The organism is Peterkaempfera bronchialis, from assembly GCF_003258605.2.
Taxonomy (GTDB): domain Bacteria; phylum Actinomycetota; class Actinomycetes; order Streptomycetales; family Streptomycetaceae; genus Peterkaempfera; species Peterkaempfera bronchialis.
The window spans coordinates 2,192,888-2,204,779 of sequence record NZ_CP031264.1; the positions used below are offsets into that span (position 1 = coordinate 2,192,888).

The 11,892-nt window shown below is 73.5% G+C and carries 8 protein-coding genes and 2 pseudogenes; 5 read left to right on the forward strand and 5 right to left on the reverse strand.

What is annotated here, in order from left to right; genetic code table 11:
- The first annotated feature begins 108 nt into the window (after positions 1–108).
- A complete protein-coding gene (locus C7M71_RS30575; RefSeq protein ID WP_162824198.1) occupies positions 109–714 on the forward strand; it encodes a hypothetical protein in 606 nt (201 codons plus the stop codon).
- 148 nt (positions 715–862) lie between these two features.
- On the opposite strand, the gene C7M71_RS09560 is transcribed toward C7M71_RS30575, so the two are convergent.
- The 4 genes and pseudogenes from C7M71_RS09560 to speB all read right to left on the reverse strand — a co-directional run bounded on the left by C7M71_RS09560 (position 863) and on the right by speB (position 7,554).
- On the reverse strand, positions 863–1,759 hold the full coding sequence (locus C7M71_RS09560) for a DUF4142 domain-containing protein (RefSeq protein WP_162824199.1): 897 nt from the start codon (positions 1,757–1,759) through the stop codon (positions 863–865).
- Positions 1,760–2,002: 243 nt separating this feature from the next.
- Positions 2,003–5,928, reverse strand: a pseudogene (locus C7M71_RS09565) (ABC transporter ATP-binding protein).
- A gap of 51 nt (positions 5,929–5,979) precedes the next feature.
- Positions 5,980–6,423 (reverse strand): PPOX class F420-dependent oxidoreductase, encoded by a 444-nt coding sequence (locus tag C7M71_RS09570; RefSeq protein WP_111495394.1) that lies wholly within the window; start codon positions 6,421–6,423, stop codon positions 5,980–5,982.
- Between the two features lie 156 nt (positions 6,424–6,579).
- Positions 6,580–7,554 (reverse strand): agmatinase, encoded by a 975-nt coding sequence (gene speB, locus C7M71_RS09575; RefSeq protein WP_111495547.1) that lies wholly within the window; start codon positions 7,552–7,554, stop codon positions 6,580–6,582.
- Between the two features lie 371 nt (positions 7,555–7,925).
- On the opposite strand from speB, the pseudogene C7M71_RS32865 reads away from it, so the two are divergent.
- The 3 genes and pseudogenes from C7M71_RS32865 to C7M71_RS32875 form a co-directional block, all read left to right on the forward strand.
- Positions 7,926–8,144: pseudogene (locus C7M71_RS32865) on the forward strand (PucR family transcriptional regulator ligand-binding domain-containing protein); the annotation flags it as partial.
- Between the two features lie 635 nt (positions 8,145–8,779).
- Positions 8,780–8,929 carry a hypothetical protein gene (locus C7M71_RS32870; RefSeq protein ID WP_229758636.1) on the forward strand — a complete coding sequence of 50 codons (150 nt, stop codon included), beginning with the start codon at positions 8,780–8,782 and terminating at the stop codon, positions 8,927–8,929.
- Complete coding sequence (locus tag C7M71_RS32875; protein ID WP_229758637.1) at positions 8,926–9,342, forward strand: helix-turn-helix domain-containing protein; 417 nt, start codon at positions 8,926–8,928, stop codon at positions 9,340–9,342. Before C7M71_RS32870 ends, C7M71_RS32875 begins: the two co-directional genes overlap by 4 nt.
- A gap of 75 nt (positions 9,343–9,417) precedes the next feature.
- On the opposite strand, the gene C7M71_RS09590 is transcribed toward C7M71_RS32875, so the two are convergent.
- A complete protein-coding gene (locus C7M71_RS09590) occupies positions 9,418–10,050 on the reverse strand; it encodes an SACE_7040 family transcriptional regulator (RefSeq protein ID WP_111493146.1) in 633 nt (210 codons plus the stop codon).
- Between the two features lie 145 nt (positions 10,051–10,195).
- Between C7M71_RS09590 and C7M71_RS09595 the strand changes: the two genes are divergently transcribed.
- Entirely contained in the window at positions 10,196–11,860 is a 1,665-nt protein-coding gene (locus C7M71_RS09595) for a carboxyl transferase domain-containing protein (RefSeq protein WP_111493147.1), read from the forward strand.
- Positions 11,861–11,892: the final 32 nt, after the last annotated feature.

Genomic DNA, 11,892 nt, shown 5'->3' on the forward strand with positions numbered 1-11,892 from the left:
TGGCGAGGGAAGAACGGGCTGAGCCTACGGAATCTCACTCCCCGGATCTGGTATGGGTGCCCGGGGTGCGCGAAGATCTTCCGAACAGCAGACCGGAGGCCCAGCCGCATGACCGCCGCCGAACAGCCCGGCTCACCGCCGGCCGACGAGACCCCGCGCAGCCGTCTCGCGGCCGAGCTCAGGTCCGCCTACGAGAACGGGGCCCGGGTGAAGGATCTGGCCGTGGTCTCGCACCGGGCGCAGAGCGAGGTGCGGCGGCTGCTGCGGGAGGCGGGCGCGGTACTCGGCGGGGGTGCGCGGCGACGGCCGGTGCGGTGGACACTGCCCGCGCCGGGGGCCGGTACCCGGGCGGCGGTGGGCGGGGCGGGCACTGAGCGGGCGTCCGGGCCGCCGAAGTTGCCGAGGATGCCGAAGCTGGTGGAGCCGCCGGGATTGCCGGACACGCCGGAGCCGCCGGTGGGGCGGCGGCGGGTGCCGGCCAGGGTGGTGCGGGTGGGGGTGGAGACCTGCTTTGTGGTCCTGCCGGAGTGGCGGGCGGCCATCGCGGTGCCGGTGGCGACAGAGGTGCTGCTGACCGCCACCGGGCTGCCGTACGGGGAGCTGTCCGGAGCCGAGTTGACGGTGCTGGCGCGGCTGGAGGCGCTGCATGACCGCGAACTCGCGGTGGCGGATTGGCAGTTGGCCGGTCAGTCGCGGGGTACCGGGCTCTCGTAGGCGGTGCGGAGCCGCACCGGCACGTTCGCCCCGGCATGTTCGGGTAACTCGGCGGTGGCCCCACCTGGTGTGCTGCCGGGGCGGGGCCACCGCCTGGTGTGCCGGACGGCCGAGCCTGCGCCGTAGCGGTTGACGGGTGAGCTCGGCGTCAGCGGACGGCGGTGCCCGCGCCCGAGGTGCTCTGGACGCCCTGGCCGATCTGGACACCCTGACCGACCTCGCCCGCCTGCGGCTGGGTGCCCTGGCCGCCCGCCGAGGTGCCGCCGGAGGCCACCGCGCCGGTGGTGTTGGCCCAGGCGGTGGCCAGTTGGGTGACCGGGAGTGCCTGGCCCACGGCGACGCCGGGCGGCAGCGCGGTCGCCGGGCCGGGCGGCTGGGTGGAGGCGGCGGCGATGGAGTCGAAGTCGACCACGCCGGTCTTCTCCAGCACGGTGATGTGGTCCAGCACGATGGTGTTGGCGCTGTCGGCCAGTTGCCGGACCAGGGTGTTGCGGGTGCTGTTCCGGATCTTGGCGATGGCCTGGAAGATCAGACCGTGCTGGGTACGCAGCAGTTGGGCGAAGACCCGGTCGAAGTCGGCACCCTGGGCGGCCTGTTCCTGGCGGAGGAAGTCCTGCTGCTGCTGAGAGGGCTCGTTGGGCAGTCCCATGCCCAACTGGGCGGCGATCTTGAGGGCCTGCTCGTCCAGCTTCTTGTGGCCGTCCAGCAGGTGCTTGCCCGCCTCGTGCACGGTCGGGTTGGTGGTGTGCGTCTGGGCCATCATGCCGCTCGGCAGCTCCCAGAGGCCGGCCAGCCGCACCTTGGTCACAAAGGTCCGCTCATCGGGGGTGAGCGGGCCGAACGCGGTGTTGACGATACCGCCCGGCAGGCCGTCGGAGGCCACGGTCTGCGCTGCCGGGGCGGTGCCCCCGCCCTGCTTGTAGACCCAGAGCGGGACGATCACCGCCACCAGGCCGACAGCGAGCATCCGCAGCAGCCGCGACTGCCCCGGGCCGCCCCGGGACTGCCCTCGCGCGTCCGTCGACGATCGGTGGGGCGTACGCATACGCATCAGGTCTCCTCGGTGGCGGTGGGAGCCTGCGGTGGAGCAGGGCTGCCGGTGCGGGCGGTCGGTGGGCCGCAGCGGCTGGGCGCACGCGGCGGTCGCCTTTCGTACGCCCCGCCGGACGCTCCGGTTCAGTTCGGCAGCAAGGGTCGGTGAGACGGCCGTGCCCGCTCCCGGGCGGGGAGCGGGCACGGCAGGGCACGGCCGGGCAGGCGTTGGGTGGTGCGGGTGGTGGTGCGGGCGTCACCGGGCGGGGGCGGGCTCCCAGCGGTCGGCGGTCTCGTCCTCCTCGCCGGTGAAGGCCCGCCACAGCCTGGCGTATGCGCCGTCGGCGGCCAGCAGTTCGTCGTGGGTGCCGTCCTCCACCACCCGGCCACGGTCGAGGACGACCACCCGGTCGGCGCGGGCGGCGGTGCTGAGGCGGTGGGCGATGACCAGGGTGGTGCGGCGGCCGGCGAGGCGGTCGGCGGCATGGTTGACGGCGGCCTCGGTGGCGAGGTCGAGCGCGGCCGTGGCCTCGTCGAGCAGCAGGATGTCCGGGTCGACGAGTTCGGCGCGGGCCAGGGCGAGGAGCTGGCGCTGGCCGGCGGAGAGGTTGCGGCCCCGCTCGGAGACGCGGTGCAGATAGCCGCCGGGCAGCCGGGCCACCATCTCGTGGGCGCCGACGGCGCGGGCGGCGGCCTCCACCTCGGCGTCGGAGGCGTCCGGTCGGCCGTAGGCGATGGCGTCGCGGACCGTGCCCGCGAAGAGGTGGGCCTCCTGCGGGACGACGCCGAGGCGGTGCCGGTAGGCGGTGAGGTCATAGGCGCGCACATCGGTGCCGTCGACCCGGACGGCGCCGCCGGTCACGTCGTAGAACCGGGCGACCAGCTTGACCAGGGTGGACTTGCCCGCGCCCGTCTCGCCGACCAGAGCCACGGTCTGGCCGGGCGGGATGCGCAGCGAGATGCCGGTGAGGGCTTCCGGCTTGCGGTCGCCACCGCCGTCGTAGGCGAAGTGGATGTCGTCGAAGTGGACCTCGCCGCGCAGGTCGGGGACGGGCAGCGGGGCGGCGGCGGCCGGGGTGCCGGTGGGGGTGCGCAGCAGTTCGCGGATGCGGGCGAGGCCGACGGCCGCCTGCTGGTAGCCGTCGAAGATCTGGGAGAGCTGCTGCACCGGGGAGAAGAAGAGGTCGATGTAGAGGAGGTAGGCGACCAGGGCGCCGGTGGTGAGGGTGCCGGAGCCGACCCGATGGGCGCCCTCGATCAGGACCAGCGCGGCGGCCGTGCTGGAGAGGAACTGGACGAAGGGGAAGTAGAGCGCGATGTAGAGCTGGGCGCGGGTGCGGGACTGGCGGTACTCGTCGCTGCGGGCGACGAAGCGGTCGGTGTTGACGCCCTCGCGGCGGAACGCCTGGACGATCCGCATCCCGGCGACGTTCTCCTGGAGGTCGGCATTGACCGTGGAGACCTTCTCGCGGGCGAGCGTGTACTGGGCCGAGGACTTCCTGCGGAAGACCAGGGTGGCGATCACCAGCACCGGCAGGACGGCGAAGACGGCGAGGGCCAGCCCGGCGTCGATGATCAGCAGGGCGGCGAAGATGCCGACGAAGGTGAGCAGGCTGACGACGGCGGTGACCACGCCGGTCTGGAGGAAGGTGGAGAGCGCGTCCACGTCGGTGGTCATCCGGGTCATGATCCGGCCGGACAGCTCGCGCTCGTAGTAGTCCAGGCCGAGCCGCTGGAGGTGCGCGAAGATCTTGACCCGCAGGACGTAGAGGACCCGTTCGCCGGTCCGGCCGCTGACCCGGGTCTCGGCGGTCTGCACCAGCCAGTCGAGGAGGACGACGGCGAGCGCGGCGAGGGAGGCGGCGGCCACCCCGGCGAAGGCGGCCTTGCTGACGCCGTCGTCGATGCCGTGCCGGATCAGGACGGGCAGGGACAGGCCGGCGGCTGCGTCGAGCGTCACCAGCAGCAGGGCGGCGGCGAGTGGGCGGCGGAAGGGGGCCAGCAGGCGGCGCAGGCTGAAGTCGGGGTCGGCGGCGCGGGCCTGGTCCAGGGGATGTCCGGGGTGTCCCGGGCGGGCGGGAGGGCGGCGACCTTGGCGAGCAGTTCGGGGGTGGCCGACATCGAGCCGAGGCTGCGGGAGACCGGGCCGTCACCACCGGCTGCGGGGGTGGGGGTCGGGGTGGCGGGGTCGGTGCTGTCGGTGTCGGGGTACTGCTCGCGGTCCCAGAGTTCGGGGGTGGTGGAGGTGGCGGGGTCGACGGGGGTGGTGGGGGTGGTGGGGTCGGCGGGCGTGGTGGCGGCGGGGGTGGTGAGGCTGGTGGGACCGGCGGCCGGGTCGGGGGTGCGGATGTCGGCGGCCAGGGTGTCGGGGTCGGTGAGCAGGGTCCGGTAGAGCGGACATCGGGCGTCGAGTTCGTCGTGGGTGCCGAGGTCCACGAGGCGGCCCCGGTCCAGTACGGCGATCCGGTCGGCGAGCTGGAGGGTCGAGCGGCGGTGGGCGATCAGCAGGGTGGTCCGGCCGTGCATGACGCTGCGCAGCGCGTCATGGATCTCGGCCTCGATCTGGGCGTCGACGGCGGAGGTGGCGTCGTCCAGGAGCAGGATGCGCGGGTTGGCGAGGATGGCGCGGGCCAGGGCTATGCGCTGGCGCTGGCCGCCGGAGAGGGTGAGGCCCTGCTCGCCGACGACGGTGTCGTAGCCGTCGGGCAGCGCGGCGATGAACCCTTCGGCCTGGGCGGCGCGGGCGGCGGCCTCGATCTGGCGGTCGGTGGCGTGGGCGTGCCCGTACGCGATGTTGGTGCGGATGGAGTCGGAGAACAGGAAGCTGTCCTCGGGGACGATGCCGATGGCGGCGCGCAGCGAGTCCAGGGTGAGGTCGCGGACGTCGTGGCCGTGGACACGTACGGTCCCGGCGGTGGCGTCGTAGAAGCGGGGCACCAGCATGCCGACGGTGGACTTGCCCGAGCCGGAGGCGCCGACCAGGGCGACGGTCTCGCCGGGGGCCAGGTGGAGGGTGAGGTCCTGGATGACGGGGGCGGGGGCGTCGGAGGTGGCGTGGGTGGCCTGGGTGGCGTGGGTGTAGGCGAAGGTGACGTGGTCGAAGGCGAGGGCGGGGGTGGTGTCGTGTCCGGCCGGCTCGTCGGGGTCCAGGGTGACCGCGTCGGGCTTCTCGCTGATGACCGGGCGCTCGTCGATGAGCTGGAGGACGCGTTCCACGCCCGCCCTGGCCTGCTGGCCGACCGTGAGGATCATGGTGAGCATCCGGACTGGGCCGGTCATCTGGGCAATGTAGGTGGAGAAGGCGACAAAGGTGCCGAGGGTGACCTCGCCGCGCACCGCCAGCCAGCCGCCGAGGGCCAGCACGGCCACCTGGCCGAGGGCCGGGATCGCCTGCATCGCGGGGGTGTAGTGGCTGTTGAGGCGGATGGAGCGCAGCCGGGCGGCGAAGAGGTGACGGGAGACCCGTTCCAGGCGGCCGAGTTCCTGCTCCTCCTGGCCGAACCCCTTGACCACGCGGACGCCGGTGACCGCGCCGTCCACGACTCCGGCGACGGCTGCGGCCTGCTGCTGGGCGGCCCAGGTCGCGGGGAACAGCCGTCGGCGGCTGAGCTGCGCGAACCACCACAGGGCCGGGCCCATCACCAGGGCGACCACGGTGAGCAGCGGGGAGAGCCAGAGCATGACGGCGATGGACATGCCGAAGAGCAGGACGTTGCCCGTCATCATCGGCAGCATCGACAGCAGGCCCACCACCAGTTGGAGGTCGGAGGTGGCGCGGCCGACGACCTGGCCGGTGTCCAGCTGGTCCTGGCGGGCGCCGTCGAAGCGGGTGAGGGAGCGGAAGAGGTCGGTGCGCAGGTCGTGCTGGACGTCGAGCGCGAGGCGTCCGCCGTAGTAGCGGCGCACCCAGGTGAGGCCGAAGACGACTACGGCGGCGAGGATCAGCAGCACTGCCCAAGGGGCGAGGGACCGGGTGTGGTCGGTGACGACGTCGTCGATGATCAGCTTGGTGACCAGGGGGACAACGGCGGTGACCGCCATGCCGGCGAGGGAGGCGCCGAAGGAGAGCAGCACATTGCGCCGGTAGGGACGGCAGTAGCCGACCAGGCGGCGCAGCCAGCCGCCGGCGGTCGGCTCCTGCGGCGCCGATGTTTCCCCGGCGGAGTCATGAGCCTCAAACATATTTAGAGATACTAATCATCTTCCCGGGCAGGCGTCCATCGGGTTTTCCGGTCATGGCTGCCGCCCCGGTGCCCAGCCGTAGGCGCGCTCCACGTGCAGCCGGACCACCAGGCGGCGGTCGGCCACCATCGCGGCGCGGTACTCGTCCCAGTCGGGGTGCTCGCCCTGGATCAGCCGGTAGACCTCGACCAGCTCCTCCACGACCGCGTCATACGGGTCGGCGGCGACCGGGGTCAACTCGGCGGTGCCCTCGGCGACGGCGTACGAGCCGAAGTCGGGGGTGGTGACATAGAGGCTGGCGCGGGGGTCGCGGCGCAGATTGGCGGTCTTGGCCCGGTCGGCGGTGGTGGAGATGCGGGCGGTACGGGTCGCCGGGTCGTAGCTGAGGCTGACGTTGGAGAGCTGCGGGCGACCGTCCCGCTTGAGGGTCACCAGCGCGGCGGCGCGGGCGCTGCCGAGCAGGTCTTCGAGGGCCGGGGGGATGGCCTCTGCCATGGGCTCCACCTTGTCTCCGGAGTCGTGGTTGCGACTCCAGCATCCCTTCCCGGGGCGGTGCGCCGCACCCGTCCACGGCCTGGCGGAGGGTGCGGCGAAGGTCGTACGACCAGGGGGGTCAGGGGGTGGGGTGGGGTGGGGTGGTGTGGTGTGGGGTCAGGGGGTGGGGCGGGTGGCCGCGATCTGGCGGGACATGACGGTGGTCAGCTCGTAGGCGGTGTGGGAGGCGGCGACGGCGGTGATCTCGGCGTGGTCGTACGCCGGGGCGACCTCGACCAGGTCGGCGGAGACCAGGTTGCAGGAGGCCAGGCCACGGATGATCTCCAGCAGTTCGCGGGAGGTGAGGCCGCCGGCCTCGGGGGTGCCGGTGCCGGGGGCGTGCGCCGGGTCGAGGACGTCGATGTCGATGGAGATGTAGAGGGGGCGGTCGCCGATACGGGCCCGCAACTGGTCCGCGACCTCGTCGACGCCCCGGCGCATCACATCGGCGGAGGTGACGATGCCGAAGCCCATCCGCTCGTCGTCGGCGAGGTCCTGCTTGCCGTAGAGCGGGCCTCGGGTGCCCACGTGGGAGAGGGCGGAGGTGTCGAGGATGCCCTCCTCGACGGCGCGGCGGAACGGGGTGCCATGGGTGTACTCGGCGCCGAAGTAGGTGTCCCAGGTGTCCAGGTGGGCGTCGAAGTGCAGCAGGGCGACGGGGCCGTGCTTGGCGGCGACGGCGCGGAGGAGGGGGAGTGCGATGGTGTGGTCCCCGCCGAGGGTCATCAGGCGGGCGCCGGTCGCGAGGAGGTCGGTGGCGGCTGCCTCGATGGTCTCGATGGCCTCGTTGATGTCGAACGGGTTGACCGCGATGTCGCCGGCGTCGGCGACCTGGGCGAGGGCGAAGGGGGAGGCGTCCTGGGCCGGGTTGTAGGGGCGCAGGAGGCGGCTGGCCTCGCGGATGGCATTGCCGCCGAAGCGGGCGCCGGGGCGGTAGGAGACGCCGGTGTCGAAGGGGATGCCGACGACGGCGACATCGGCGTCGGTGGGGGCGTCGAGCTGGTCGATGCGGGGGAGCCGGGCGAAGGTGGCGGGGCCTGCGTAGCGGGGGGTGCGGCTGGCGTCGACGGGGCCGCGGGGAGGGGTGCTCATGAGGGGTCCTTCGCTCGGGCGTGGTTTGTCGCGGGTCGGGGTGCGGGGTTGTGGTTGGGGTTGTGTGGGCTGGTGCGGGTGTCGGCCGGTCCGGGGTGGGGGGAAGGTCTTGTCCGTGCGGGATTGGTGAGGGTGGGTGGGTCTGGGTCTTGCAGGGTGAACGCTAGCCAGGCGGGGGGTTTCGCTGAAGTGGAGGTTTCATCCATTCTGGTGGGGAGTGGTGGATGGTCTGCACAGGTGGAGGTGGCATGGAGGTGGCACGTCGGCTGCCGTCGGCGGATGTGACGGCGGTGCCGTTGAGCGTGGTGCTGGCGCGGGTGGAGTTGGCGCTGGAGCGGATCGCGGGGCCGGCGGAGGACCGGCCGGTGGCGATGGTGCAGGCGAGCGAGCTGGACGATCCGGCGCAGTATCTGCTGGGGGGTGAGCTGCTGCTGACGGCGGGGGTGCACTTCCCGGAGTCGGCGGAGGCGGTGGACGCGTATGTGCGGAGGGTGGCGGCGGCCGGGGTGGCGGCGCTGGGGTTCGGGGTGGCGCCGGTGCACCCGGAGGTGCCACGGGAATTGGTGGCGGCGTGCGAGCGGTATGGGCTGCCGCTGCTGAGGGTTCCGCCGCAGACGCCGTTTGTGGCGGTGGGGCGCGCGGTGTACGCGGCGATGGCGGAGGCGCGGAGCCGGGATCTGCGGCGGCTGTCGCAGGCGCAGGCCGCGCTGGCGTCGGCGGCGGCGCGGCCGGATGCGGTGGAGGCGGTGCTGCGGCAGCTGGCGGCGCGGCTGGGGGCGTGGGCGGTGCTGCTGGACGGGGAGGGGCGCGAGCTGTTCGCGGCGGGGGCGCGGCCCGGGTCGCCGGTCCCGGAGCGGCTGCGGTCGTTGGCCGGGCAGTTGGCGGCGCGGTCGGCGCGGACGCCGGGGTCGGCCACGGAGCACCATGCGGGGGCGCAGTTGGTGGTGCACACGCTGGCGGGCGAGTCGTTGCTGGGGCTGGCGGCGGGGCGGTCGCTGACGTCGCTGGAACGGTCGGTGGCGGGGGTGGGGGTGGTGCTGCTGTCGCTGCTGAGCGGGCCACGGCATGCGCTGGGCGGGGACACCAGGAGCGCGGCGGCAATGGTGCGGGTGCTGCTGGGGGCGGAGGCGTCTGAGGTGGCGCCGCTGCTGCATCCGGCGGAGAGCGAGGGGCGCTGGGTGGTGGTGTGCGGGCGGAGTACCGGGCGGGGGAAGCGGGGGGCGCGGTGCACCTGGCGGCGCTGGGGACGGCGTTGGGCACGCCCTATCTGGAGGTGGCGGGGGAGTCGCTGCGGGCGGTGGTGCCGCTGCGGGGGCGGGAGGCGGAGGAGGCGTCGTTTGCGCTGCCGGAGCGGCTGGGGTGGACGCTGGGGTGAGCGGACCGGTGGTCGCCGGGGATCTGGGGCTCGCGGCGGCCCAGGCGGAGCGGGCGTTGCGGCGGGCGCTGGCCGTGGGGAGCGCGGTGCTGCGGCACCGGGAGGCGGAGCCGAGCGTGCATGGGCTGGTGGCGCCGGGGGAGGCGGAGGCGCTGGCACGGGCCCGGTTCGCGGCGTTGCGGGAGGCGGGGCCGCCGGGGGAGGCGGTGCTGCTGGAGACGCTGAGGACCTGGCTGTCACTGCACGGCAGTTGGGACCGTACGGCGGTGGCGCTGGATCTGCACCGCAACACGGTCCGGCAGCGCATCGCCCGGATCGGTGGGCTGCTGGAGGTGGATCTGGCGGATGCGGATGTGCGGATGGAGCTGTGGTTCGCGCTGCGGTGGCTGCCGGAGGCGGACGACCGGGGGTGAGGCCGTTCGGGTGGTTGGGTGATCCATGGCGGTGGGGGCGGGGTACGGGGCTGGGATGCGACTGGTCGGCAGGGGTTAGCGGGCGTGGCCGTCGGGGCCGGCGGCGGCGCTGAAGGCGCCCAGGGCGAGGCGGTGCAGCAGGGCCGCGATGGTGTCGCGGTCGAGCGTCGGCTGCGCGCCGCGCTGGCCGGCGCTGTGCGGGGTGGAGTTCAGCAGGCCGAAGACGGCGTGGACGGCGGCGCGGGCGCCGGGTTCCTCGGCGAGGGCGGAGGGCGCGGGGAAGGCGCGGCGGACCACGGCCACCCAGAGCTCGACATAGCTGCGCTGGAGGCGGCGCACCCGGTGGCGGTCCTCGTCCTTGAGGTGCAGCAGTTCCCGGTCGTGGAGGGTGATCAGGTCCTGGTCGTCCAGCGCGAAGTCGATATGGCCACGGATCAGGGCGTCCAGCGCCGCAGTGGCGTCGGACGCCTCCTCGGCGCGGCGGCGGCCCTCGTCCAGCAGCCGTTCGCTGATGCCCACCAGCAGGTCGGCCAGCATGGCGTCCTTGCCGGGGAAGTGCCGGTAGAGGCCGGGTCCGCTGATGCCGACCGCTTTGCCGATCTCGTCCACGCCCACGCCGAGGAAGCCGCGGGCGGCGAAGAGCCTGGCGGCCTCGCGGCGGATCTGGTCGCGGCGCGGGGTCGCGGCGGGAGCGTCGGTGTTCGGCATGCCCCGATCCTAGACAGTCCGGTTATCGGTGGTTAACCTGACCGCGTAAGTTAACGTTAATTAACCTCGTTGGGCACGGTCGCCGGCGCGGTGGGCCGGACGGGCTTGCGCGCCGCCCGGTTCAGGGGCAAAGGAGCTCTTGGGCATGGTCTTCTCGTCATACGCCGCCGCTCCCCCGACCTGGGCGGCCGAGGCAGCGGCGCCCCGGCTGGACACCACTGCCGATCCCGGGTCGGCCGCCTACCGCGCCAACACCGAGGCGCATACGGCGCTCGTCGGCGAGCTGCGCCGCAAGCTGGCCGCTGCCGCGCTCGGCGGCGGCGAGCGGGCCCGGCAGCGCCACATCGCTCGCGGCAAGCTGCTCCCCCGCGACCGGGTGGACACCCTGCTCGACCCCGGCTCGCCCTTCCTGGAGCTGTGCCCGCTGGCCGCCGACGGCCTGTACGACGGCGCGGCCCCCGCCGCCGGGGTGGTGGCCGGGATCGGGCGGGTGGCCGGACGCGAGGTGGTGGTGGTCGCCAACGACGCCACGGTCAAGGGCGGCACCTACTACCCGATGACCGTGAAGAAGCACCTGCGCGCGCAGGAGGTGGCGCTGGACAACCGGCTGCCCTGCGTCTACCTGGTGGACTCCGGCGGGGCGTTCCTGCCGATGCAGGACGAGGTCTTCCCCGACCGCGACCACTTCGGGCGGATCTTCTACAACCAGGCGCGGATGTCCGCCGCCGGCATCCCGCAGATCGCCGCCGTGCTCGGGTCCTGCACGGCAGGCGGGGCGTATGTACCGGCGATGAGCGACCAGGCCGTGATCGTGCGCAACCAGGGCACCATCTTCCTGGGCGGGCCCCCGCTGGTGAAGGCGGCCACCGGGGAGGTGGTCACCGCCGAGGAACTGGGCGGCGGCGAGGTGCACTCCCGCACCTCGGGAGTGACCGACCACCTGGCGGAGGACGACGCCCATGCGCTGGCGATCGTCCGCTCCATCGTGGGCGGCCTGGGCCCGCGACCGCCGCGGCCGTGGGAGGTCGCGCCGGTCGAGCCGCCGGCGGTGGATCCGGCGGGGCTCTACGGGGCGGTGCCGGTCGACCCGCGCACCCCGTACGACGTGCGGGAGGTGATCGCCCGGATCGTGGACGGCAGCCGCTTCGCCGAGTTCAAGGCCGAGTACGGGCCGACCCTGGTCACCGGCTTCGCCCGGGTGCACGGCCACCCGGTGGGGATCATCGCCAACAACGGCATCCTCTTCGCCGAGTCGGCCATGAAGGGCGCGCACTTCATCGAGCTGTGCGACCAGCGTTCCATCCCCCTGCTCTTCCTCCAGAACATCTCCGGCTTCATGGTCGGGCGCCAGTACGAGGCCGGAGGCATCGCCAAGCACGGCGCCAAGATGGTCACGGCAGTGGCCTGCACCCGGGTGCCCAAGCTCACCGTGGTGGTCGGCGGCTCCTACGGAGCCGGGAACTACTCCATGTGCGGACGTGCCTACTCACCCCGCTTCCTGTGGATGTGGCCCGGGGCCAAGATCTCCGTGATGGGCGGTGAGCAGGCCGCCTCCGTGCTGGCCACGGTCCGCCGCGACCAGTTGGAGGCGCAGGGCACCGACTGGCCGACCGAGGCGGAGGAGGAGTTCAAGCGCCCGGTGCGGGAACAGTACGAGCGTCAGGGCAGCGCCTACTACGCCACCGCACGGCTGTGGGACGACGGCGTGATCGACCCGATGGACACCCGCACCGTGGTCGGCCTGGCCCTCACCGCCTGCGCCAACGCCCCGCTCGCCGAGCCGCGCCCCTACGGCATCTTCCGCATGTGACCGCGGCCGTGACGGACAGCCAGCCTGCCTTT